The 24,333-nt window shown below is 47.9% G+C and carries 24 protein-coding genes; 14 read left to right on the top strand and 10 right to left on the bottom strand.

Annotated features, from left to right (window positions below; translation table 11 throughout):
* Positions 1-34 precede the first annotated feature (34 nt).
* The gene (locus tag HMPREF2865_RS01435) at positions 35-697 is read right to left on the bottom strand and encodes a DedA family protein (protein WP_070645148.1); all 663 of its coding nucleotides are present in this window, start codon (positions 695-697) and stop codon (positions 35-37) included.
* Between the two features lie 249 nt (positions 698-946).
* Here HMPREF2865_RS01435 and ubiD point away from each other — a divergent pair, with 249 nt between their 5' ends.
* On the top strand, positions 947-2,425 hold the full coding sequence (ubiD, locus tag HMPREF2865_RS01430; protein WP_070645146.1) for a 4-hydroxy-3-polyprenylbenzoate decarboxylase: 1,479 nt from the start codon (positions 947-949) through the stop codon (positions 2,423-2,425).
* Between the two features lie 267 nt (positions 2,426-2,692).
* On the opposite strand, the gene HMPREF2865_RS01420 is transcribed toward ubiD, so the two are convergent.
* Together HMPREF2865_RS01420 and rpsO are read right to left on the bottom strand one after the other, a co-directional pair.
* Positions 2,693-4,786: an AsmA family protein gene (locus HMPREF2865_RS01420; protein WP_070645143.1), complete on the bottom strand. Its 2,094-nt coding sequence runs from the start codon at positions 4,784-4,786 to the stop codon at positions 2,693-2,695.
* A gap of 178 nt (positions 4,787-4,964) precedes the next feature.
* Complete coding sequence (rpsO, locus tag HMPREF2865_RS01415; RefSeq protein WP_003679932.1) at positions 4,965-5,234, bottom strand: 30S ribosomal protein S15; 270 nt, start codon at positions 5,232-5,234, stop codon at positions 4,965-4,967.
* Here rpsO and HMPREF2865_RS01410 point away from each other — a divergent pair.
* Positions 5,233-5,442: a hypothetical protein gene (locus HMPREF2865_RS01410; RefSeq protein WP_039861972.1), complete on the top strand. Its 210-nt coding sequence runs from the start codon at positions 5,233-5,235 to the stop codon at positions 5,440-5,442. The genes rpsO and HMPREF2865_RS01410 overlap by 2 nt on opposite strands.
* A 3-nt stretch (positions 5,443-5,445) precedes the next feature.
* Here the strand turns inward: HMPREF2865_RS01410 and HMPREF2865_RS01405 are convergent, their stop codons facing one another.
* Together HMPREF2865_RS01405 and nirK are read right to left on the bottom strand one after the other, a co-directional pair.
* On the bottom strand, positions 5,446-6,201 hold the full coding sequence (locus tag HMPREF2865_RS01405) for a formylglycine-generating enzyme family protein (RefSeq protein WP_070645140.1): 756 nt from the start codon (positions 6,199-6,201) through the stop codon (positions 5,446-5,448).
* A gap of 173 nt (positions 6,202-6,374) precedes the next feature.
* Positions 6,375-7,532 carry a copper-containing nitrite reductase gene (gene nirK / locus HMPREF2865_RS01400; protein WP_070584268.1) on the bottom strand — a complete coding sequence of 386 codons (1,158 nt, stop codon included), beginning with the start codon at positions 7,530-7,532 and terminating at the stop codon, positions 6,375-6,377.
* Between the two features lie 399 nt (positions 7,533-7,931).
* On the opposite strand from nirK, the gene HMPREF2865_RS01395 reads away from it, so the two are divergent.
* From HMPREF2865_RS01395 to HMPREF2865_RS01385, 3 genes are all read left to right on the top strand, one after another.
* A complete protein-coding gene (locus HMPREF2865_RS01395; protein WP_070645136.1) occupies positions 7,932-10,187 on the top strand; it encodes a nitric-oxide reductase large subunit in 2,256 nt (751 codons plus the stop codon).
* Between the two features lie 95 nt (positions 10,188-10,282).
* Positions 10,283-11,182 carry a 50S ribosomal protein L3 N(5)-glutamine methyltransferase gene (gene prmB, locus HMPREF2865_RS01390; protein ID WP_004519392.1) on the top strand — a complete coding sequence of 300 codons (900 nt, stop codon included), beginning with the start codon at positions 10,283-10,285 and terminating at the stop codon, positions 11,180-11,182.
* A 225-nt stretch (positions 11,183-11,407) separates the two neighbouring features.
* Positions 11,408-12,145 (top strand): toxin-antitoxin system YwqK family antitoxin, encoded by a 738-nt coding sequence (locus HMPREF2865_RS01385; protein WP_070645133.1) that lies wholly within the window; start codon positions 11,408-11,410, stop codon positions 12,143-12,145.
* Between the two features lie 47 nt (positions 12,146-12,192).
* Here HMPREF2865_RS01385 and HMPREF2865_RS01380 read toward each other — a convergent pair whose 3' ends face one another.
* Positions 12,193-12,753: an adenine phosphoribosyltransferase gene (locus HMPREF2865_RS01380; RefSeq protein ID WP_070645130.1), complete on the bottom strand. Its 561-nt coding sequence runs from the start codon at positions 12,751-12,753 to the stop codon at positions 12,193-12,195.
* Between the two features lie 168 nt (positions 12,754-12,921).
* On the opposite strand from HMPREF2865_RS01380, the gene gmk reads away from it, so the two are divergent.
* The 3 genes from gmk (at position 12,922) to HMPREF2865_RS01365 (ending at position 16,061) form a co-directional block, all read left to right on the top strand.
* The gene (gene gmk, locus HMPREF2865_RS01375; protein ID WP_003686079.1) at positions 12,922-13,539 is read left to right on the top strand and encodes a guanylate kinase; all 618 of its coding nucleotides are present in this window, start codon (positions 12,922-12,924) and stop codon (positions 13,537-13,539) included.
* Between the two features lie 52 nt (positions 13,540-13,591).
* A complete protein-coding gene (gene rpoZ / locus HMPREF2865_RS01370; RefSeq protein WP_003682294.1) occupies positions 13,592-13,798 on the top strand; it encodes a DNA-directed RNA polymerase subunit omega in 207 nt (68 codons plus the stop codon).
* Between the two features lie 106 nt (positions 13,799-13,904).
* The gene (locus tag HMPREF2865_RS01365) at positions 13,905-16,061 is read left to right on the top strand and encodes a RelA/SpoT family protein (protein ID WP_070645127.1); all 2,157 of its coding nucleotides are present in this window, start codon (positions 13,905-13,907) and stop codon (positions 16,059-16,061) included.
* Between the two features lie 119 nt (positions 16,062-16,180).
* Here HMPREF2865_RS01365 and HMPREF2865_RS11895 read toward each other — a convergent pair whose 3' ends face one another.
* From HMPREF2865_RS11895 to HMPREF2865_RS01355, 3 genes are all read right to left on the bottom strand, one after another.
* Positions 16,181-16,342: a hypothetical protein gene (locus tag HMPREF2865_RS11895; RefSeq protein WP_039861975.1), complete on the bottom strand. Its 162-nt coding sequence runs from the start codon at positions 16,340-16,342 to the stop codon at positions 16,181-16,183.
* 75 nt (positions 16,343-16,417) lie between these two features.
* Positions 16,418-16,879, bottom strand: coding sequence for a recombination regulator RecX (gene recX, locus HMPREF2865_RS01360; protein ID WP_049329865.1), 462 nt, complete (start codon positions 16,877-16,879; stop codon positions 16,418-16,420).
* 100 nt (positions 16,880-16,979) lie between these two features.
* A complete protein-coding gene (locus tag HMPREF2865_RS01355; RefSeq protein ID WP_070645126.1) occupies positions 16,980-17,693 on the bottom strand; it encodes a phosphoglycolate phosphatase in 714 nt (237 codons plus the stop codon).
* A gap of 421 nt (positions 17,694-18,114) precedes the next feature.
* Between HMPREF2865_RS01355 and HMPREF2865_RS01350 the strand changes: the two genes are divergently transcribed.
* From HMPREF2865_RS01350 to HMPREF2865_RS01335, 4 genes are all read left to right on the top strand, one after another.
* Positions 18,115-19,380 carry a Glu/Leu/Phe/Val family dehydrogenase gene (locus HMPREF2865_RS01350; protein ID WP_049331560.1) on the top strand — a complete coding sequence of 422 codons (1,266 nt, stop codon included), beginning with the start codon at positions 18,115-18,117 and terminating at the stop codon, positions 19,378-19,380.
* A gap of 160 nt (positions 19,381-19,540) precedes the next feature.
* Positions 19,541-20,356: an FKBP-type peptidyl-prolyl cis-trans isomerase gene (locus tag HMPREF2865_RS01345; RefSeq protein WP_070645123.1), complete on the top strand. Its 816-nt coding sequence runs from the start codon at positions 19,541-19,543 to the stop codon at positions 20,354-20,356.
* Positions 20,357-20,452: 96 nt separating this feature from the next.
* Positions 20,453-21,079, top strand: a complete 627-nt coding sequence (gene purN, locus HMPREF2865_RS01340) for a phosphoribosylglycinamide formyltransferase (protein ID WP_049344053.1) — start codon at positions 20,453-20,455, stop codon at positions 21,077-21,079.
* Positions 21,080-21,108: 29 nt separating this feature from the next.
* Positions 21,109-21,777: a membrane protein gene (locus HMPREF2865_RS01335; protein WP_003682278.1), complete on the top strand. Its 669-nt coding sequence runs from the start codon at positions 21,109-21,111 to the stop codon at positions 21,775-21,777.
* Between the two features lie 57 nt (positions 21,778-21,834).
* On the opposite strand, the gene HMPREF2865_RS01330 is transcribed toward HMPREF2865_RS01335, so the two are convergent.
* Positions 21,835-23,328 carry an Rne/Rng family ribonuclease gene (locus HMPREF2865_RS01330; RefSeq protein ID WP_070645120.1) on the bottom strand — a complete coding sequence of 498 codons (1,494 nt, stop codon included), beginning with the start codon at positions 23,326-23,328 and terminating at the stop codon, positions 21,835-21,837.
* A 238-nt stretch (positions 23,329-23,566) separates the two neighbouring features.
* On the opposite strand from HMPREF2865_RS01330, the gene grxC reads away from it, so the two are divergent.
* Positions 23,567-23,824 carry a glutaredoxin 3 gene (grxC, locus tag HMPREF2865_RS01325; protein ID WP_003684090.1) on the top strand — a complete coding sequence of 86 codons (258 nt, stop codon included), beginning with the start codon at positions 23,567-23,569 and terminating at the stop codon, positions 23,822-23,824.
* 21 nt (positions 23,825-23,845) lie between these two features.
* Positions 23,846-24,280: a protein-export chaperone SecB gene (gene secB / locus HMPREF2865_RS01320; protein ID WP_003745844.1), complete on the top strand. Its 435-nt coding sequence runs from the start codon at positions 23,846-23,848 to the stop codon at positions 24,278-24,280.
* Positions 24,281-24,333 lie beyond the last annotated feature (53 nt).

Here is a 24,333-nt window from a genome sequence, read left to right as displayed (position 1 = left end):
AAGCGGGGAAGTGTTTCAGACGGCCTGGAAAGGTTTATTGATTGGCTTGTTTTTTGGCTTTTTCAGCGCGTTTTTCGTGTAATTTTTCACGGAAGAAGGTATGGCGGCGGTGTTTTCTCCACCAAATCCAGCCGACAATGACTGCGCCTATGCCCAGTACCGCAAAGATACCGGATTGCAGGCTGTGCATTTTTTTCATCAGCCAGTCGGTATTGCGTGCGCCGTATTCGCCCAGATAAATCCAAACCGGAACAGAAATCAGCGCGGCCAAGCCGTCCATCAGGATAAAGCGCAGGTAGGAAACCTTACGGCTGATGCCGGCGGTCACGAAAACGGCGGTACGCAGGCCGGGCAGGAAACGTGCGACAAATAAAACCCAGTTGCCGTATTTGTCAAATTTTTCCTGTACTTGGGCATAGCGTTTGGGCGTCATCACGCGTGCAATCGGTTTGAATTTAAGGATTTTTTGTCCCCAAATCCGGCCGGCCGCAAACATAAATCCGTCGCCTACCAATACGCCGAGCATGCCGACGGCAAACATAATATGCGAGTTGGTATAACCCAGGCCGGAAATCACGCCGCCGGTTACCAGCGTCAAATCTTCAGGAATCGGCACGCCGAAGCCGCAAATAACCAAAACGAAAAACACGGCCGCATAGCCGTATTCAACGAAAAAAGATTCTAAAAATGCAAACATGGCCGCCGTCCCACGATAGATATTGATTGATGACTGGATTAAGTTGGAATTCTACCAAAGATAAGGCCGTCTGAAAGCAATCACAAGCAGATATTGTTTAAATTTGACGGTAGTTTGCAAAAAATATGGAAATTCGGACGCGGAAAGTTGGGATATGGACGGATTTGGCAGGTACAATAGCCGCTGGTTTATCTTTCAAACCCGAAATGGCGGTCTGTTTTAAGACGGCCTGTTCAGGAAAATGAAATCATGAAATACAGAGATTTGCGAGAATTTATCGCCGGATTGGAAGCCGATGGCAAACTCAAGCGCATTCAGCATCCGGTGTCGCCGCATTTGGAAATGACCGAAATCGCCGACCGCGTGCTGCGTGCCGAAGGGCCGGCGCTGTTGTTTGAACACCCGATTAAGCCCGACGGTACGCGCTACGATTATCCCGTGTTGGCGAATCTGTTTGGCACGCCCGAACGCGTGGCGCTGGGCATGGGGGCGGACAGTGTGTCCAAGCTGCGCGAAATCGGGCAGACGCTGGCGTATTTGAAAGAACCCGAACCGCCCAAAGGCATTAAAGACGCGTTTTCTAAATTGCCGCTGCTGAAAGATATTTGGAGCATGGCGCCGAACGTGGTGAAAAACGCGCCGTGTCAGGAAATTGTATGGGAAGGCGAAGACGTTGATTTGTATAAACTTCCGATTCAGCATTGCTGGCCGGAAGACGTTGCGCCGCTGGTAACATGGGGTTTGACCGTCACGCGCGGACCAAACAAAAAACGCCAGAACTTAGGCATTTACCGCCAGCAATTAATCGGCAAGAACAAGCTGATTATGCGCTGGCTGTCGCATCGCGGCGGCGCATTGGATTATCAGGAATTCCGCAAACTCAATCCCGATACGCCGTATCCCGTCGCGGTCGTGCTCGGTTGCGACCCCGCCACCATTTTGGGCGCGGTAACGCCTGTTCCCGATACCTTGAGCGAATACCAGTTTGCCGGACTGCTGCGCGGTTCGCGGACGGAACTGGTGAAATGTATCGGCAATGATTTGCAAGTGCCTGCCCGTGCCGAAATTGTATTGGAAGGCGTTATTCATCCGAACGAAACCGCGTTGGAAGGCCCATACGGCGACCACACGGGCTATTACAACGAGCAGGATCATTTCCCCGTGTTCACGGTCGAACGCATCACCATGCGAGAAAACCCGATTTACCATTCCACCTACACGGGTAAACCGCCCGATGAGCCTGCCGTTTTGGGCGTGGCGTTGAACGAAGTGTTCGTACCGCTTTTGCAAAAGCAGTTCCCCGAAATTACCGATTTCTACCTGCCGCCCGAAGGCTGTTCCTACCGCATGGCGGTGGTCAGCATGAAAAAACAGTACGCCGGACACGCCAAGCGCGTGATGATGGGTTGCTGGTCGTTCCTGCGCCAGTTTATGTACACCAAATTCATCATCGTGGTCGATGACGATGTAAACGTGCGCGACTGGAAAGAAGTCATCTGGGCGGTAACCACGCGCATGGACCCAGTACGCGACACTGTTTTGATGGAAAATACACCTATTGACTACCTCGACTTCGCTAGCCCCGTCAGCGGACTCGGTGGCAAAATGGGTTTGGATGCGACCAACAAATGGCCGGGTGAAACCGACCGCGAATGGGGGCGTGTGATCAAAAAAGACCCTGCCGTTACGGCCAAAATCGATGAGATTTGGGAGAGTTTGGGTTTGTAGATGTCGGGTTTATTGGAATTTCTACTGTAAATATTGATGGAAATAATTGGGTCTATGTTTGAGGGTACGGTAGAAATAGTGAGGTTCGATTGGAGAGAAAGAAAACTCTCCAAAAAAGGCTTGATAATGTTGACGATATGGTTTGCCATCATTGTTGCACTGATTGTGTATATGGTCATTCCTAAGTGAACATCTTATTCTGACAAGGTATCTGTTAAAAGGCCGTCTGAAACTTTTTGGGTTTCAGACGGCCTTTGATTTGAAAACCTAGCGCGGTTTGAGCCACTTCCATTGTTCTTGTATGGTTTCTTGCAGGGCTTTTTGTTTTTCTGCAGACGTGTTCATGCCATTGGTCAAGCGGCTGTAATCAAGGGTAATGGAAGGGTTTTGTACGGTTCCGCCGATTTTGAGGGGGATCGGTTTGTTTTTGGGTTGCAGCACGTTGCTGATAAGCAGGTTTTCAGACAGCTTTTGGGTATTCAAATCGGTATAGCCGCTGCTGACAACGTGCAGGCTGTCGGAAAACAGTTCGGTGTTGATATGATGGCTGATGCCTTTCTCGATTTCGCTATTGAGGATGAAATGATGGAAAGGGGTTTTGAGGTTGCTGTTGTCGATTTTTTCCGAAGAGATGCCGTTTTTCAGAATGCTGTCCATATCGATACCGTGCCATGCGCCGTTGGTAATATCGAGGAGCAGGCTGCCGTTTAGGGCTTGTATCATTTGAGCGCGGTCGTTGCCGGAAGTTTGAATATCGATAACGGCATCGCCGCTGCCGCTAAAGCTGTGGAAACCGAACAGGTCTTGCAACAGCGGCTGAATTTGTATGCCTTTCGCGTTTTGCTGAAGGTGGTAGGAAGCAGGTTGGGTCGCCGCAATACTCAGGCCGCCCTCAGTTTTGCCGCCATAAAGCCCGGCTTTGAAACGGTGTAGGGCGATATGTTCTTTATCGGCGGTGAGCAGGGATTCGATGTTTTCTAATTGCAGGCCGGCAGTTTGAATGCTGCCGATTTGGAGGTTGGCCTCAATGTCGGGCAACCAGGATTTGGCCAGCAGGGAAGGAAGATTCAGTGATGGCTGGGTTTTCAGATCTTCCAAGTAAGGGGTCAGATTGAGTTTTTGTAAGGCGATACCGGCGTCAAGGTGCGGACGCGGTTGGGCATCGCGTTGGTATTTAAAGGCCAAGGCGAGGGCTTGTCTGTCAAATGCGCCTTTCAGACGGCCTTCCCATGTATTGAGGCTGAAATTGGCCTGTCCTTCGAGGGTGCTGATGAATCGGGGGCGGGGAAGGCGGTTGATGGTGTCTTGTAGGGTGCTGAGGTGTAGTTTTGGTGCATCGATGCCTTTGCCTTTTTGCCAAACCAACGGGCTGGAAAAGGTAAAGTTGGTTTGGAGGCGGTCGTTTTTATGGCTGCCTTTGAGTTCAAAATTGGCGGCGGTCAAAACGGTTGGATAGAGGTTGGTTTTGTCCAGTTTGAATGAACCGTCCCATTGGTTGTTTTCACTGCCTGCGGTCAATGCGCCATTGAGTGTGTTGAGGTGCAAATAGCCGTTTTTGAATTGCAAGAGGGGAGAACGTGCGTTGATATGCAAGTTTTGATAGTCGCTTTCGGCTTGCAGATTGAAGTCGCGCAAAAGGGCGGTTTGGTTTTGCCAATTAAGGCTGCCTGCGATTTGGGCATCCAGCTTGTTTTTGAGTAATACGGTTTGCAGGTTTAATTTGAGGGCGGGAACGCTCCAGCCGGTATCATCTTGTACAAGATGGCCGATGCCTTGCCAACTGATGGGGTTACCGATGTTTTGCAGTGTGCCGCTCATATCGAATGGACGGCCGTCTGAATCAGCTCTGCGCAGGGAAAATTGCAGATCGTTTAAGGCAATATCTTGTTCTTTATTGTGATAACGGATGCTGCCGTTATTGATGATGACGCGGTTGAGCTGAAAACTTTCTTTTGACGATGGGTCTTGTTGTAGGCAGACGGGCAGATGGTGTTTTGAGTCCAGTGTCAGTGTCGGGTTTAAAAGAATCCATTTCTCAAGTATGGGCGCATCCGACCATAGGCTGCTCCAACCAAAGCCCATTTTGGACTCGGCGATGTTCAGCGTCGGTGTGTCAGGTTCGGAAGAGGAAAGGCTGAGGTCTTTTAAAATTAGCGTGGGGCGCGGCAGCCATTTTCTGCCGATAGTGGCGTTGTATTTGATTTGGCAGCCATGGGCGGAAAAGTTTTTTTGTATAAACGCGTCGATGTTTTCTGTGTTGAATATGCGGAACATTAAGGCACTCAATACCGCCGCGAGGCATAAAAGCGCGGTAATGCTGAAAACCAGGGTTTTCAGCCAAAATTTTCCTGAGTGCAACATGGAATGAACAGACAATTCAGATTCTCGCTTTGATGGGAGCTTTAAGGAGTGATTGGAAGTTTAAGCCTTGCTGCTTAAGCGTGTGGAAGTATAACACAGAGCGTGGGCCTGTGTTTCAGACGGCATCGGTATGTTAATAAAAAACACCGCCCGAAGGCGGTGTTGATTTAAGCATAAATTATTTACGCAGACCCAGGCGGGTAATCAGTGTACGGTAAGTATCAGGCTGAGTACGACGCAGGTAAGACAACAGGCGACGACGTTGGCTAACCATTTTCAACAGGCCGCGACGGCTGTGGTGGTCTTTAGGGTTGGCTTTGAAGTGAGGAGTCAGGTCGTTGATACGGAAAGTCAACAGAGCGACTTGTACTTCAGAAGAGCCGGTATCGCCTTCTTTGCGTTGGAAATCTTTAACAATTTGTGCTTTTTGTTCTACGGTCAATGCCATGATGGATAACTCCGAAAATAAAAGAACCTTTTCAGGTTCGGACAAGTTTGCCAAGCCAAACGACCTAAGCAAACTCCTAAGTGCCTTTTTAGAAAGACGGGCGGATTATGCCACAATTTGTCTTTGTGCGCCATATCTTTTCAGACGGCCAAAAAAAGCGGCGATACCTTTCAGTACCGCCAAAGCTGCTTTGGTGATAAAAAACTAAACTTTATTTGCTCGCACAGCGGAAGCCCAAGTTATTTAAAACATATTTGGACTGCAGGCTGGTGCGGATGCCGTAGCGTAAGAATGCCGCATAGTTGGACGGATCACTTGAGCCTACGGATGCGCCGCTACAGAACATTTGGGTGTTGGACGAGCCGGCAGAGAGTTGGCTGCTGTTGAAGTCTTCAGTCCATTCCCAAATCAGGCCGTGCATATCATATACACCCCAGTAGTTGGGTTTGCTTTTACCGATGTCGCGCAGGCCGTTGCGGCCGCCGTCTGCATACCAATCCAAGATGGTGCGGTTATAGCCAGGCTCGGCAGAGCCGTCTTTTTGAGTGGCAGAAGCCAAGCCTGCAAACTCCCATTCGTCAATAGTCGGCAGACGTTTGCCTTTGGAAACGCAGTAGGCATTTGCGGCGAACCATGAAACATTGGTTACAGGGTGTTTGAGTTCGCTGGCTTTAGGCGCAAAACTGTTGCTGCCGTTTTTTACCCAATGTTTCAGGTAAGCTTTTTCAGCGTGTTTGGAGCCGATATTGCCTTTTTGCCATTGCGGATGTGTTTTCACAAATTCGGCAAATTCAGCATTGGTTACCGGATATTTGTCAAGCTGGAAAGGTTTGACTCTAATAAGGGAAGTTTCTTTTTTGAGATAGAGAGGACGGTAGCTGCCTCCTTCGATTTTTACCATTTCGGCAGCAAATGTATTGCCGCAGATTAAGGCACTGCCTAAGAGGAGGAGTCGTATGAGTTTCATGGTACGCCCTTATTATCGATTGAAACAGGAAATTTATTTTTCAGATAGCCTAATCATAACAAGGCCGTCTGAAAAATCAATCTGTCTGATTGAACAGGAAGATTAATCGTGATGGAAGCCACTGCGGCTCTAAAGAGTAGGGCAGCAGTGGCTTGGCGTATTAAACCGAGAGATTATTTAGCGGCTTCAGAAGCACCAGACGCAGCTGCTGGAGCAGAAGCGGCAGCACCGGCAGGTTGGTAAACGGTGTCGCTCAGTTTTTTGGTCATGATTTCAGGGTTTTCATCACCCTCAACTTTCAATTGACCCAAAGCACCTTTGTTGAACGCACGGAAGATAGAGTGGTCAACCAAAGTGTAGCTGCCTGGAATGTCGACTTTGAATTCAACGATAGCGGCACCACCGGCAGGAACAATTGTACTTTGTACGTTTTCGTTAATCAGTTTACCACCTTCAACATATACTTTGTCAAAGATTTCGCCGATAACGTGGAAAGAAGATACCAAGTTAGGACCACCGTTACCAACGTACATACGAACAGTTTCACCAGCTTTAGCTTTCAGGGCGTTGTCGCCGGCGATAGAACCTACGTGACCGTTAAATACAACGTATTCAGGTTGTTCAGCAATCGCTTTATCCATATCGAAAGGTTGCAGGCCTTGAGCACCTTTTTTACCTTTAGTATAGAAGTCACCTTGTACAATGTAGAACTCTTTGTCCACTTTAGGCAGACCTTCTTTAGGTTCAACCAAGATCAAACCGTACATACCGTTGGCGATGTGCATACCTACAGGAGCAACGGCACAGTGGTAGATGTACAAACCGGCTTGCAGTGCTTTGAAGCTGAAGGTAGAAGTGTGGCCTGGGGCAGTAAAGGTAGCTTCTGCACCACCGCCTTGACCGGTAGCAGCGTGGAAGTCAACGTTATGAGGAACGGTAGAAGAAGGATTGTTAGAGAATTCTACTTCTACGGTATCGCCTTCGCGTACACGGATCATTTGGCCCGGAACGTCGCCGTTGAATGTCCAGTAATGGTATTCAACACCGTCTTCCATGGTCATGGTTTTTTCGATGGTTTCCATTTTAACGCGTACTTTAGCCGGATGATCGCGATCAGTTGGAGGTGGAACTTCCGGAGCGTGAGTTACGATAGCATCGATTACAGGCAGTTCTGAAGAAGGAGTCTCTGCAGCAGCTTGTGAGTTGGAAGCGGCAGGAGCTTCAGCAGAAGCGGTAGCAGCTGGAGTTTCAGCTGGTTTAGCAGCTTGCTCGCCGCATGCGGCCAATGCAAATACAGAAGCGATAAGTGCGGCTAAGGTTTGGCGTTTCATGTTTAAAGTTTCCTTATAGTAAGAAAAGTTAAGAATCCTGATAGGATGGTTCGAAGTTTTGTATGATTATGTAGGCGCTTGTTTGGTCATATTTTGATGTAAATCAAATTGTTCAGGGAATATGAATCTTTTAATCCCTAAATACTCCTTTAGAAGTATAAAAAAATACATCGAAAAGTTTATTTTTGTGTGAAAATGTTAGCGAAAACTTAACACAAAATACGATAAAGGAGGGTCTGTATAGGCAAATGGGAATCAATATCATATAAGTTAATGGTTTTAAAGGAATATTATTGACAAAATATTTCTTTACTTATTAAACCGTGATACAATCTTTAACATTCATATTTGATGAATTAATACCCAACCACTTTTTACCAAAATCAAGGAGTACTTAAAATGGGACAGTACAAGAAGCTTTGGTACTTGCTGTTTGCCGTACTGGCAGTATGCTTTACCATTCTTGGTTATATGGGTAGCGAAGTCTATAAAAAGGCTCCGCCATACCCTGAACAAGTCGTTTCCGCATCCGGCAAAGTCCTGATGACCAAAGACGATATTTTGGCAGGTCAATCTGCATGGCAAACTACCGGCGGTATGGAAGTCGGCTCTGTATTGGGTCACGGTGCATACCAAGCTCCGGACTGGACTGCCGACTGGCTGCACCGCGAGCTGGTTGCATGGTTGGATCTGACTGCGCAAGAAACTTACGGCAAAAAATTTGACGAAGTTTCTCCTGAAGAACAAGCTGTTCTGAAAACACGTTTGGCTGACGAATACCGCAATCAAAGCCGTGTTAAGGAAGATGGTTCTGTCGTTGTCAGCGAAACCCGCGTGAAAGCGATCGAAAGCATCCTGCCTTACTACCACGGTGTATACAGCGACGATCCTAAGTTCCAAACCACTCGCGAACACTTTGCAATGAAAAACAATACATTGCCAAGCACAGAAGCGCGTGAAAAACTGTTCAATTTCTTCTTCTGGACTTCTTGGTCTGCTTCGACCAACCGTCCTGACGAAACTTTCACCTACACCAACAACTGGCCGCATGAGCCTCTGATCAACAACGTACCGACTACTGAAAACTACATGTGGTCTTTCACCAGCGTGGTATTGTTGCTGATGGGTATCGGCTTGCTGATGTGGGGTTACTCTTTCTTGACCAAACACGAAGAGGTTGAAGTACCTACTGAGGATCCTATTTCCAAAGTACAACTGACTCCTTCTCAAAAAGCGTTGGGCAAATATGTATTCCTGACTGTTGCGTTGTTTGTCGTACAAGTACTGTTGGGTGGTTTGACCGCTCACTATACTGTCGAAGGTCAAGGCTTCTACGGTATCGATACCGCCTTGGGCTTTGAAATGGCCGATTGGTTCCCATATGCGCTGACCCGTACTTGGCACATCCAATCCGCTATTTTCTGGATTGCAACCGGCTTCCTGACAGCAGGTCTGTTCTTGGCTCCGATTGTGAACGGCGGTAAAGATCCTAAATTCCAACGTGCCGGTGTGAACTTCCTGTACATCGCCCTGTTCATCGTAGTCGGCGGTTCTTACGCAGGTAACTTCTTTGCTTTGACTCACATCATTCCACCTGAGCTGAACTTCTGGTTTGGTCACCAAGGTTACGAATACTTGGATTTGGGTCGCTTCTGGCAACTTCTGCTGATGGTCGGCTTGCTGTTGTGGCTGTTCCTGATGTTGCGTTGCACCATCTCTGCCTTTAAAGAAAAAGGTACAGACAAAAACCTGTTGGCTATCTTCGTAGCTTCTATGGTCGGTGTGGGTGTGTTCTACGCTCCTGGTCTGTTCTACGGTGAGAAATCTCCAATCGCTGTGATGGAATACTGGCGTTGGTGGGTGGTTCACCTGTGGGTAGAAGGCTTCTTCGAAGTGTTCGCTACTGCTGCCTTCGCATTCATCTTCTACAACATGGGCTTTGTCCGCCGTAGTACTGCCACTGCTTCTACTTTGGCTGCTGCTGCCATCTTTATGTTGGGCGGTATTCCAGGTACATTGCACCACTTGTACTTCTCCGGCTCTACCTCTGCCTCTATGGCAATCGGTGCATGTTTCTCCGCTTTGGAAGTTGTACCTTTGATTCTGCTGGGTCGTGAAGCTTACGAACACTGGTCTTACCAACACCTGTCTGACTGGGCGAAACGTCTGCGTTGGCCTCTGATGTGCTTCGTAGCAGTTGCCTTCTGGAACATGATCGGTGCTGGCGTATTCGGCTTCCTGATTAACCCGCCGATTTCCCTGTTCTACATCCAAGGTCTGAACACTACTGCAGTTCACGCTCACGCGGCTCTGTTCGGTGTGTATGGTTTCTTGGCTCTGGGTTTTGTATTGCTGGTTGCACGCTACCTGAAACCTAATGCTCAATTTGATGACAAACTGATGACTTGGGGCTTCTGGCTGCTGAACGGCGGTCTGGTCGGTATGATTGCCATCAGCCTGTTGCCGGTCGGCGTGATCCAAGCTTACGCTTCTATCACTCATGGTCTGTGGTATGCACGTAGCGAAGAATTCCTGCAAATGGAAATCCTGGATACCCTGCGTTGGGTTCGTACCGCTGCTGACTTGATCTTCATCGGTGGTGCTGTCTGCGTTGCTATCCAAGCTACCAAAATCGTATTCAGCCGCGATAAATAATCTTAAGCTGAATTAAATCGAAGGCCGTCTGAAAAGTTTTCAGACGGCCTTTCTGTTATAATTTCAACATTCTTAAATTGACAAGATAAAACATTATGTTCAACCAAGCTGCTCAAGAGCTGACCACTGTTCGCGATTTATTGCGTTTTGCCGTCAGCCGTTTTAATGATGCCGGACTGTTTTTCGGACACGGAAGTGATAATGCCCATGACGAGGCAGCCTATCTGATTTTGCACACTTTGAACCTGCCTTTGGATATGTTGGAGCCTTATTTGGATGCCAAATTGTTGCAAAGTGAGAAGGAGGAAGTGTTGTCCATTATCGAACGCCGCGCAGTGGAGCATATTCCTGCCGCGTATCTGACGCATCAGGCATGGCAGGGTGAGTTTGATTTTTATGTCGATGAGCGCGTTATTGTGCCTCGTTCTTTCATTTACGAATTGCTGGGCGACGGTATCCGTCCTTGGATTGAACACGATGAATTGGTGCATCGAGCTTTAGATTTGTGTACCGGTAGCGGCTGTTTGGCCATTCAAATGGCGCATCACTATCCCGACGCACAAATCGATGCTGTTGATTTAAGCTTGGATGCGTTGGAAGTGGCCGCGATTAATATCGAAGATTATGGCTTGGAAGACCGTATCAGCTTGGTGCATACCGATTTGTTCGAAGGTTTGGATGAAACCTACGACTTGATTGTTTCCAATCCGCCTTATGTTGACGCGGAATCTGTGGAAGCGTTGCCTGATGAATACCTGCACGAGCCGGAATTGGCTTTGGGTAGCGGCGAAGATGGTTTGGACGCTACACGTCAAATCATTCTGCAAGCGGCGAAATATTTGAATCCGAAAGGTGTATTGCTGGTTGAAATCGGTCACAACCGTGAAGTATTGGAAGCGGCTTATCCCGAATTACCGTTTACTTGGTTGGAAACCAGCGGTGGTGATGGGTTTGTATTCTTGTTGACCCGCGAGCAATTATTGGGTGAAGAGTAGTTTATTTTGATGTAAATAAAACAAAGGCCGTCTGAAAAAGTTTCAGACGGCCTTTGTTTTATATAATCTTTAATATTTAAAGAAAATACAAATGCCTATGGTATGCTGAATATGAAATCCAAGCAGGCTTTGAAACTATGGCTTATAATATTTGTCATAGTTTCTAATGTCAGTGGATTTTTATTACTGACTTTTTGTAGAACATATACTGCCAAACTCCATATTATGAATAATTATTTAAAATCAGGCCTGTTGGCTGCTGCCTTGTTCAGTATGCCCGTTGTCGCCTTTGCCCAGCAACATACCGTTTATTTCAATCAAAACGGTAAACTGACGGCGACCATGCCTTCGGTTGCTTATGTCCGCCAATACAAGATTGAGGCAGGTAAGGCGCAGGTGCAGGATTTTTACTATCCATCGATGAAAAAATATTCTGATCCTTATGAAGTACCTGCCGGTCAGATTAAGGTTTTTGTGCCGGCGTTGGATAATGGCACATTAACCCTGTGGCATTTCAACGGTCAGAAAAAGATGGTTGGCAGCTATCGCAACGGCAAACCGCATGGTGAATGGGTCAACTGGTATCCAAACGGCAAAAAATCTGCGGTGATGCCTTATCAAAATGGCCTGAGTGAGGGCGTGGGTTCCCGCTATTACCGAAATGGCGTGAAAGAAAGCGAAATTCAGTTTAAGCACGATAAAGCCAATGGCCATTGGAAACAATGGTATTCAGACGGCAGCCCGAAAACCGAAATGATGATGAGCAATGACAAACCGACGGAGATCATCAGTTGGGATGAAAATGGCCGCATCGTGTCTGAATTGAGTATTCGCAACGGTAAACGTAGCGGCATCATTTTGGATTGGTATGATGATGGTGCGAAGAAATCCGAGTTGGTTTATAAAGACGACCAGTTGGTGAAAAAAACTTTCTGGGATACGGACGGATACGTTCTCGAATAATTTTGATCATAAAAAAAACCGCAGGCTGATCAGCTTGCGGTTTCTTATTACATGCAGCCTTTGTTTTGGCACAGGGTAAATAACGGCGCGCCGCTTTCACGGATTTTTTTGCCGCCGTCCAAGTCGGTAAATTCTAAAATGGCAGCCGCTTCGATTACTTCGCCACCTAATTTGCGGATCAGCTCGACACCTGCCAGCATTGTGCCGCCGGTTGCCACCAAATCATCTACCAACAAAACGCGTGCACCCGGCTTGATGGCATCGGTATGGATTTCTACCGTTGCTTCGCCATATTCCAAAGCATAACTTTGAGAAATCGTATCAAACGGCAGTTTGCCTTTTTTACGGATGGGAACGAAGCCGACATTTAGCTGATAGGCCAAAGCCGCACCAATGATAAAACCGCGTGCGTCCAAGCCTGCTACGACATCAACTTTTTGCCCCATATAGCGGTAAACCAGTAAATCGACCAGCAGGCGGAAATATTCTGCGCTTTGCAAAACGGGAGTAATGTCATGAAACAAAATCCCTTTTTGCGGCCAGTTTTCAATTTTACGGATTTTGTCCGCCAAAGCTTCTACGCCCATTACTTCAGGATGAATCAACATCTCGACATTCCGAAATCAAAAAGTTTTTAACGCGATATTGTAGCGGTCATATGCGGACTTGCCAAATTAATCGATACAATAGCCAAATTTTGCAACATGCCGTCTGAAATTCCGAGAAACATTGTGTTGTGTTATAATTTACAGGTACATACCATCGGCTGAACCACCATGCAAAATCATAAAAAAGGCAATATTTACATCATTTCCGCCGCTTCCGGCACGGGTAAAACGACCTTGGTGTCGCGCCTGTTGAAAAATCATGACGATATCCGTGTTTCCATTTCTCATACCACGCGCCAGCCGCGTGAGGGTGAGGCGCATGGCGTGCATTACCACTTTGTTCCCAAAGAAGAATTTGAATCACTGATTGAGCAAAGAGCCTTTTTGGAGCACGCCAATGTGTTCGGCAATTATTACGGCACCAGTATTGCCGGTGTGAATTCCTTGAGCGAAGAGGGCTATGACGTAATTTTGGAAATCGATGTGCAAGGTGCGGCACAAGTGCGTAAATCGTTGCCTGAAGCTAGCAGTATTTTCATTCTGCCACCTTCCTTTGAAGTTTTGGCGCAACGTTTGATCGGCCGTGGTACAGACAGCGAAGAAGTTATTCAAACACGTCTTTCAAAAGCCCGACATGAGATTGAGCAATCCGTTTTGTTCGATTACGTCGTCGTGAATGACGATTTGGATCGTGCCGAAGCCGATTTGTTCCACATTATTAAAGCAGGCCGTCTGAAAAAATCCTCTCAACAGGGATTTATTTCAAACCTGTTGGAAAATTCCTAAAAAACAGCGAAAATAACCGTTTATTTGAAACATAGAAAGAAAGCAAGCAAACATGGCTCGTATTACTACTGAAGACTGCACAGGTAAAATCCCTAACCACTTCGACCTTACCCTCGTTGCCGCCCGTCGCGCACGCCAGCTCGAAAACGGCAATACGCCATTGGTTGACGACATCCGCAACAACAAACCAACCGTAACCGCCCTGCGCGAAATCGCAGCCGGACAAATCGGAACCGAGCTGCTGACCCGCAACAAATAAACCAACCGGCAAACCGATAAAACCGTCGCGCGGACTGTATCGGTGCGATATCACAACCGATACAGTCTGACGGCTTAAAAAAATAGCCATAAAAGGCCGTCTGAAAATGCCAGCCCCACTGCCTACCGCCCCCTATGACCCGCTGACAGCAGAAGCGCGCGAGCTTCTGTTTCGCACCGCATCCTATCTCAATACCAATGAGCAGGCCGAGCTTGAAAGAGCCGTTGCCTACGCTTTCCACGCCCATGACGGACAAACCCGTAAAAGCGGCGAGCCCTACATTACCCATCCCCTTGCCGTTGCCACGCAGCTTGCGATTTGGCACATGGATGTTCAAGGCCTCTGCGCGGGCGTTATGCATGATGTATTGGAAGATACGGGCGTAACCAAAGTCGAAATGGCGGCAGAATTCGGCGATACCATTGCCGAAATGGTAGACGGCCTCTCCAAACTGGAAAAACTCAAATTTGAAGATCATGCTGAGCATCAGGCGGAAAGTTTCCGTAAGCTTATCCTAGCCATGACTAAAGACGTGCGCGTCATCGTCGTCAAACTTGCCGACCGATTGCACAATATGCGTACCCTTGGCTCTATGCGTCCGGAAAAACGCCGCCGCATCGCCAAAGAAACCCTCGAAATCTATGCTCAAATCGCCAACCGCATTGGTCTGAACAATGCGTATCAAGAGCTTCAAGACCTATCGTTCCAAAACCTCCACCCAAGACGCTACGAAACCCTGAAAAAAGCCATGGACAACAGCCGCAAAAATCGCCGCGATGTTGTCGGCAAAGTGTTGCGTGCATTTGGTCAGCGTTTGGTTGGTGTCAATATTGAAGCCAAAATCAAAGGCCGCGAGAAAAACTTATACAGCATCCATCAAAAAATGCTGGCTAAAAAGCTGCGTTTTGCCGAAGTAATGGATATCTACGGCTTTCGGGTCATTGTAAACAATATTCCTGCCTGTTATGCCGCGTTGGGTGCATTGCATAATTTATACCACCCAAAGCCCGGTCGTTTTAAAGACTATATCGCCATTCCGAAAAGCAACGGCTACCAAAGCCTACACACGACCTTGGTCGGCCCTTACGGTTTGCCGATCGAAGTGCAAATCCGTACGCGTGAAATGGACGCTGTGGCTGAGGGTGGTATTGCCGGTCATTGGATTTATAAATCCGGTGAAAACACTCCGGACCAAGCCGTCCTCCATATGAACCGGTGGATGAATAATATTCTTGACCTGCAAGCCAGCAGCTCAAATGCCATCGAGTTTCTGGAGCATGTCAAAGTCGATTTGTTCCCCAACGAAGTCTATATCGTTACCCCGAAAGGCGATATCCTTACCTTGCCTAAAGGGGCAACGCCGATTGACTTTGCCTATGCTGTTCACACCAATATCGGCCATAAAACCGTTGCCGCGCGCATTAATAATGTCATGATGCCGTTGCGCACTAAGCTGAAAACCGGTGATACGGTCGAAATCATTACTTCCGAACATGCCAAGCCCAATGTGGCATGGTTGAATTTTGCCGTTTCCAGCCGTGCGCGCAGCGCCATCCGCCAATACATTAAAAATCTGAATCGTCACGATGCCGTTGTTTTGGGTGAAAACTTGCTGCAAAAAGCTTTATCCAGCCTGTTGCCTAAAGATATACTGCTTTCAGACGACCTCAAAGAAAAATACCTTGCCGATTTGAATACCAAACAAACCTCGTTTGAAGAGGTCCTCTACAATGTCGGTATGGGGCATACTTTGCCGGTACACGTTGCCATGCACATTGCCGAGTTGGCAGGCCAACATTTTGGCAGCACGGTCAAACTCAGCCCGATCAAAGTCAACGATCAGGAAACCGGCCGGATTCATTTTGCCGAATGTTGCCATCCGATTCCCGGCGATGCGATCCGCGCCTTATTGGTCAAAGACAAGGGTATGATTATCCACCGTGATACCTGTCAAACTTTGGTCAAAGCTGATCCGGAAGAGCAACTCGATGCGGGTTGGGACAGTTTGCGCAATCAAACGTACCGCACCATCCTCAACGTCAAATCCGAAGATGCGCATGGTTTGTTGGCTTCAATGGCGCAAGCGATTTCCAATTCCGGTGCGGATATCGAATCTGTCGATACGCCAACCAAAGCGCAAGCAGGAACGGAAGGTTTTGTAGAATTTAAATTCACAATTAAAGTCAAAGACTTGGATCAGGTTAATCAGATTATTCATGCAATGCATGCCAATCCGAATATCCGCAAAGTGATTCGAGGATGATCTCGTTATAAGCAAAGGCCGTCTGAAAGTGTTTTCAGACGGCCTTTTTGATGTTTACAAATAAAAGCTGTTGGCTTCTTTTTAAGAGGGTTTATGGCTTTTTTGTAATTGGATTGGGTTTAACTCAACCAAAAACGGAAAACCAAGAAGAAAACCAAGGCCAAAACGCCGGCCCAAACCAGCAACATGAATCCGGCTACCGCCTGACCCAAGCGGTAAACAGGATTTTTGCGTTCGTCTTCGAGTAGGGGATTAGGTGTATCGTGCGGTTTGTCGGACATGATGAAGCTCTGATTGAATTATTGAATAAAAACGTAAGGGTACGCCGATAGAAGCAAAGATTCAAGTGGGAATGATTATTGATAGAAGTCTTCGTCTTCATTCCACGCCGTTTTTAAGGCCGTCTGAATGGTATCGGCACCAAAGCCGCGATAAGCAAGGAAACGTGCTTGTTTTTGTTTTTCTTTCAAATCTTGAGCTTCTTGCTTGAATTTTTTACGTAAGACGGAAATAGCGGTTTGCAGCTCGTCCTCCCTATCGGGTAGGAACTCCCGACAGTCGTCTGCATCGATACCTTGTTGCGCCAAAGCTTGCTTGAGGCGGAGCGTGCCGTAACGGTTGCTTTTACTGTGAATATAGGCTTCTGCGTAACGTTGGTCGGATTGCCAATTCCGTTCGGCAAATTCGTCCAAAACCTTTTCCAATTCTTCTTCGCTTTCAGCGTGTGGGGCCAGTTTGCGTTTCAAGCCGACACGGCTGACTTCTTGACGGGAAAGAATATCCAAGGCGCGGGCGCGTAAGGTTTTGGGAGGTTTCATGGGGATATGGAAGGGGAGGGATTTAACTACATTGAATTACATTTTCAGACGGCCTGATTAGGTAAAAGCACCGAAAAGGCCGTCTGAAAATAAAGCCGAATTACTCTTCGTCTTTGTTTTTTTGTGGTTGCAGATTTTCGTAGATTTCAGGCAGGGCGCGAATCAACAAATCAGGTTTGGTCGCTTTGTCTTGCGAGAGCAAGGTCATGTCACCGTAGCCGAATGTCACGCCGACGCTGAAACAACCGGCCGCTTTGGCGGCAATAATGTCATTTTTAGAGTCGCCCACCATCAGCATATTGGCAACGTCGATGCCCAAAACTTCGGCCGCATGTTGAAGCGGCAATGGGCTGGGTTTTTTCTCAGTCAGGCTGTCGCCGCCGAGAACTAGGCTGAAGTAGCCATCGAGATTAAGTTGTTTCAGCAGCTCTGCAGCGAGTACTTCATTTTTATTGGTAATGACAACCAATGGAATACCCAAGGACTTGAGCAGACCGAGGCCAGCTTCGGTTTCAGGGTAGGGGCGGGTAAAGTCGCTCAAGTGCTCGCGATAATATTTCATAAAGAACACAAAACCTTTTTCCCAGATTTCAGGATCGGCTTCTTTTTCACGATCATTGGTAATGACGCGATGAACCAACTTGCTAATGCCGTCGCCGACATAACTTTCAACCGTTTGGGTAGGTAAAACAGGTAAACCCAAGTGCGCACACGTGGCTTGGGCTGCTGCGGCCAAATCGGGAACGGAATCACATAAGGTACCGTCCAAATCAAAGGCAACGGCTTGAACGTGTTCTAAAGCAGCAGAGGTCATTGAGTAGCTTTCTGTCATATTATTTAAGCGCTTATTTTAACATTGTTTGCCTGATTTGCCGATGTTTTGCTGATTCTTTAAAGGGATATTTGTTTAAATTGTTAACAATTTTCGCTGGTGTAAGTCTGTCAGTCTGTTGGCAATGTGGAAAGGATTTTGTCAACAAAAAGGGTGGTTTGGTAGGCATTAAAAAACAAAGGGTTTGTGTACTTTTTTGAATGGTTTGATGAGCATTTATACTAGGCCGTCTGAAAATTTTTTGGTCGGCATGCCGATATTTTCAGACGGTCTCAAACTAAATTCATATATAAATGAATGGATTTGCTTTTTATCGACTACATGCTATTACATTTTTTCCTGTTTTTGTATATAGTAACAAGTATGGCTCTCGTCTAATCATGTGTATGAAAAGGAAAAATACATGTCCGCATCTGCTGTTAAAGAAACACTGAATCCGTTTGAAATTGCACAAAAACAAGTAAAAATTGCCTGCGATCGCCTGAATGCCGACCCGGCAGTATTTGAAATCTTGAAAAAGCCGCAACGTGTTTTGGAAGTCAACTTCCCTGTCAAACTCGACAACGGTACAGTAGAAAATTTCACTGGTTACCGTTCCCAACACAATAACGCCGTCGGCCCTTACAAAGGCGGTGTACGCTTCCATCCCAATGTAAATCTGGACGAAGTCAAAGCCCTGTCTATTTGGATGACCATCAAATGCTGCGTGGCCGGCATTCCTTACGGCGGTGGTAAAGGCGGTATCACTTTGGATCCGCGCAATTATTCCGAAGCGGAATTGGAACGTATCGCCCGCGCTTATTCCGAAGCCATTTCTCCGCTGATTGGCGAGAAAATCGATATTCCTGCACCTGATGTGAACACCAACGGCAAAATCATGTCTTGGATGGTTGATGCCTATGAAAACGTGGTGAAACATTCCGCACCGGGCGTATTTACCGGCAAACCGGTTGAGTTTGGCGGTTCCTTGGCACGTACCGAAGCCACCGGTTACGGCGTAAATTTCGCCGCCGTCCAAGCTTTGGAAAAACTGGGCAAAGACGTGAAGGGTGCCACTTACGCCATTCAAGGTTTCGGTAACGTGGGCTACCACACCGGTTACTATGCACACAAAGCCGGTGCGAAAATCGTTGCCGTATCTACTGTTGACGTTGCCATCTACAACGAAAACGGCTTGGATATGGAAGCAATCATTAAAGAATTCCAAACCAAAGGTTTCATCACCAACGAAGCCGGCTACGGCAAAGAAATCAGCAATGCCGAACTTTTGGCTCTGGAAGTGGACGTACTCGCCCCTTGCGCACTGGAAAACCAACTGACTTCTGAAAATGCCGGTAAAGTCCGCGCGAAAATCGTGGTTGAAGGTGCAAACGGTCCGACTACTCCAGAGGCCGACGTTATCCTGCGTCAAAACGGCGTATTGGTTGTTCCTGACATTTTGGCAAACTGCGGCGGCGTGGTTGTATCTTATTTTGAATGGGTACAAAACCTGCAAGGCTACTACTGGGAGTTTGACGAAGTTCAAGAGAAAGAAACCGTTGTCCTGCGCCGTGCGTTCCGCGATATTTGGAACTTGGCTCAAGAATACGATGTCGACCTGCGTACTGCTTCTTACATGATGAGTATCCGTCGTGTTGAGAAAGCAATGAAACTGCGCGGCTGGTATTAATCGTTTGAGCGATAGCTAAGAGTAGGCCGTCTGAAACCTGTTTTCAGACGGCCTTAATGTTTTTGATAAGAGCCTTTACAAATTTTAATCCACCTTGATTCCATTTCAATCAAACTCAGCTATAATCCCCTTTTTTGACCTTTCCGGAAAAGACATAATCATGAACAAAACTTTCAAATTCAGCGCATTGGCTTTGTCTGCTTTGTTGGCACTGACTGCTTGCAACCAAAAAGACACTGCCGCTAAAGATGCCCCTGCTGCTTCCGCAGCTTCAAATGCGACTGCAGATGCTTCTGCCATCGGTTCTACTGCCCAACAAGCCAGCTACGCAATGGGTGTGGATATCGGCCGTTCATTGAAACAAATGAAAGACCAAGGTACGGAAATCGATTTGAAAGTCTTCACCGAAGCCATGGAAGCCATGTTTGAAGGTAAAGAAGTCAAAATGACTGAAGCCCAAGCTCAGGAAGTGATGATGAAATTCCTGCAAGAGCAACAAGAAAAAGCTACTGCCAAACGTGCTGAAGATGCCAAAGTAAACTTGGAAAAAGGAGAAGCGTTCCTGAAAGAAAACGCGACTAAAGAAGGCGTGAAAACCAGCGCTTCCGGTCTGCAATACAAAATCACCAAAGAAGGCGAAGGCAAAAAACCGACTAAAGACGACGTCGTTACCGTTGAATACGAAGGCCGGCTGATTGATGGTACTGTATTTGACAGCAGCAAAGCCAACGGCGGCCCAGTAAGCTTCCCTGTAAGCCAAGTAATCCCAGGTTGGACTGAAGGTATTCAACTCTTGAAAGAAGGCGGCGAAGCAACATTCTACATCCCTGCTAAATTGGCTTACCGTGAAGTGGGTGCCGGCGATAAAATCGGCCCGAACGCTACTTTGGTATTCGACGTGAAACTGGTTAAAGTCGGCGCGCCTGATGCCGCTGCACAACAACCAGTACAAGTTGACGTACAAAAAGTTCAATAATCCGAATCAAGGCTTACGCCCTTAAATAACGGATAAAAGGCCGTCTGAAAAATTCCGTTTCAGACGGCCTTTGTTCCAAACAAACAAGGAATTATGATGAAAAATATCGTCATCCTTATTTCCGGACGCGGCAGCAATATGCAGGCGATTGTGAATGCTGATATTCCCGATGCCAACATTGCAGCCGTATTGAGCAACAGCGAGACCGCAGCCGGATTGGCATGGGCGGCAGAGCGCGGTATTGCCACCGACAGTTTGAACCATAAAAACTTCGACTCGCGTCTGGCATTTGATCAGGCCATGATGGAAAAAATCGATGCCTATCAGCCCGATTTGGTTGTATTGGCGGGCTTTATGCGCATTTTGACTCCGGAATTCTGCGCACATTATGAAAACCGCCTGATCAATATCCATCCGTCCATCCTGCCCTCTTTTACCGGTTTGCATACCCACGAACGCGCATTGGAAGCAGGTTGCCGAGTGGCAGGCTGCACCATCCACTTCGTGACGCCCGAGCTGGATTGTGGACCGATTATTTCACAAGGCATTGTTCCTATTTTGGACGGCGATACCGCTGACGACGTTGCCGCACGCGTGCTGACGGTTGAACACCAGCTTTTCCCACAAGCCGTTGCAGACTTTGTTGCAGGCCGTCTGAAAATCGAAGGCAACCGCGTTTTGAATGCACAACGCAATGCCGCCGGTCAAAGCCTGTTGGCTTAATAAAACACGATACACACAAGGAAAACATCATGAATCCGATTAAAACAACCCTGCTGACACTTTCCCTGCTCACTGCCTCCATCGGCGCACAAGCCGCTGAATTGCCGCAATCTGCCGTTTTGCAATACTCAGGCAGCTACGGTATTCCTGCGACCATGACCTTCACCCGCAGCGGCAACCAATACAAAATCGTCTCTACCATCAAAGTACCGCTTTACAATATCCGCTTTGAATCCGGCGGCAGCATCAACGGCACGACCTTGCATCCGTCTTACTACAAAGATGTACGCGGCGGTAAATTGTATGCCGAGGCCAAATTCTCCGGCGGCAACATCACTTACGGTAAAGCAGGTGATTTGAAAACCGAAAAATCCGGCCCTGCCATGGACTTGTTCACTTTGGCATGGCAACTGGCCGCCAATGACGTGCGCCTGCCGTCAGGTTTGAAAATTACCAACGGTAAAAAACTGTACACCGTCGGCAGCATGAACAAAATCGGCAGCGAAAGCTATAAACTGAACGGCGGCACAACGCCTGTAAGCAAATATCGCGTCCGCCGCGGCGACGATACCGTTACTTACTCTTTTGCTTCCGATATCGACAATATCCCTGCGCAAATCAGCTATACCGATGACGGCAAAACCTACAACCTGAAACTGACTTCCGTCAAAATCAACGGTAAAGTAGTGAAACCGTAATCTTTATTTGCTCAAACAAGAAGGCCGTCTGAAAAGTTTTCAGACGGCCTTTTATCTTTATAGCAACACAATATCGTATTGTTCCTGCGTGTAGGCGGTTTCGACTGCCAGCGAAATCGGCTTGCCGATAAAGTCTATCAACATCGCCAGCGATTGCGATTCTTCGTCTAGGAACAAGTCGATGACATTCGGAGCGGCCAAAATGCGGAAGGCTTGGACATCATAGCGGCGCGCTTCGCGGACGATTTCGCGTTGGATTTCGTAGCACACGGTTTGCGGCGTTTTCAGACGGCCCCGGCCTTGGCAGGAAGGGCAGGGTTCGCAGAGGATTTGGCTTAAGTTTTCACGCGAGCGTTTACGGGTCAGTTCGACAAGGCCCAGACTGGTAAAGCCGTTGAGGGTGACGCGGGTGCGGTCGAAACTGAGGGCTTTGGCAAGCTCTTGCAGGACGGCTTCGCGGTGGACTTCCTGCGCCATATCGATGAAGTCGATGATGATGATGCCGCCGAGATTGCGCAGGCGAAGTTCGCAGGCGATGGTGTGGCAGGCTTCGAGGTTGGTGCGGAAGATGGTTTCATCAAAATTGCGCGCGCCGACAAAGCCGCCGGTGTTGACATCGATGGTGGTCATGGCTTCGGTGGACTCGATGATGAGGTAGCTGCCGAAGTTGAGATTGACGCGCGGTTGCAGGGCGCGGGCGATTTCCTGCTCGATGTTGTGGGTTTCAAATAGGGGGCGTTCGCCTTTGAACAGCTCGATTCTGCCTAATGCGCCTTGAACGTATTGTTCGGCAAACTGGGTCATGCGGCGGTGGTTTTCGGTGGAATCAACCAGGATTTTGTGCGTATCGAGGCTGAACATATCGCGCAAAACGCGCAGGCTCAAAGGCAAATCTTGATACAGCAGGGTTTCGGGCGGCTGAATTTTCGCTTGTTTTTGAATGTGTTCCCATACTTTGGTCAGATAGTTGATGTCTGATTGCAGTTGGTCATCGGAAGCGTTTTCGGCGTTGGTACGGATGATGTAGCCGTGGCAGGCATTTTCGGGCAGCAGGTTGTTGAGGCGCTCCCTCAAACTGCTGCGTTCGGCATCATCCTCGATGCGTTGGGAAATGCCGATGTGGTCTTCTTGCGGAAGATGGACGAGGAAACGGCCGGCCAGTGAGATTTGGGTGGACAGGCGCGCGCCTTTGGTGTTGATGGGGTCTTTGATGACCTGAACCAAGACGGACTGACCTTCAAAGAGCATGTGTTCGATGCGTTGGGTTTCGTCCGGGTTGCGGCGTTGTTCGAGGACATCGACGATGTGCAGAAACGCGGCGCGTTCCAAACCGATATCGATAAACGCGCTTTGCATGCCGGGAAGGACGCGTTTGACGACGCCCAAATAAATATTGCCGACCAAGCTATGACCGCTGTTGCGCTCGATGTGCAGCTCGCAGATATTGTTCTCTTCCAAAACGGCCACACGCGTTTCTTGCGGCGTAATGTTGACGAGGACGGTTTCGGACGGACGCACGGCGTCCTTTGGGATGGGAATTCCTGAAAGCATGGGGGTACCTGATTTTGAATAGAAAAACTTTTGCGATGTGTCCTTCTCCAAAAAAACAAATGGCAAAAGTCATTCTGTGAAAGCGCTTATCATACTTTAATTATGGTTTTTCCGCATCTGCACAAATGTTTATGGCCAAGAGGCCGTCTGAATGTTTTTTACAACCGTACGGCGGGAACACTTGTAAAATAGCACCTATGCCCATATAGTCATGAACATTGGTATTTTGGAAGAAATCATGCAAACCGTTACTGTTTATACCGGTCCGTATTGTCCGTACTGCACCATGGCGAAAAGGCTGTTGCAGGCGGTGGGCGTGAAAGAAATCAACGAAATCCGCATCGACGGCAATCCGGAAGTTTTTGCCGAAATGCAGCAGCTTTCCGGCCAGCGCAGCGTGCCGCAGATTTTTATCGGCGACACCCATGTCGGTGGCTTTACCGATTTGTACCGCTTGCAGCAGGAAGGCAAGCTGGACGAATTACTGAATCCTTAACCCTTAACTTAGGAAAATAAAATGAGCGAAGAATTGCAACCCGTATTCAGCGTTGAGCGTCTGTATGTAAAAGACTTGTCTTTGGAAGTGCCTCACGCACCACAAATTTTCTTGGAACAGGGCGAGCCTGAAGTGGATATGCGCGTTTCTACCGGCAACACCAAACTGGAAGACGGCTTCTACAGCGTTGACGTTACCGTTACCGTGACTGCCAAACTGAACGAAGAGCGCACTATGTTCTTGAACGAAGTTACCCAAAGCGGCATCTTCCGTCTGGAAAATATTCCTGAAGAAGACGTACAACTGCTGTTGGGCGTTGCTTGTCCAAACATCCTGTTCCCTTACGCACGCGAAGCCATTTCCAACAGCGTAACCCGCGCCGGCTTCCCACCTGTATTGCTCGCTCCGATCAACTTCGAAGCCATCTACCAACAACAACAGGAAGCTAACGCTTAATCGCGTTATACCTAAATTGAGGCCGTCTGAAACATTGCGTTCAGACGGCCTTT

Source organism: Neisseria sp. HMSC073G10 (genome assembly GCF_001812605.1).
Classification (GTDB): domain Bacteria; phylum Pseudomonadota; class Gammaproteobacteria; order Burkholderiales; family Neisseriaceae; genus Neisseria; species Neisseria subflava_A.
The sequence above is the reverse complement of the archived record's forward strand: the minus strand, read 5'-3'. Positions and strand labels throughout refer to the sequence as shown.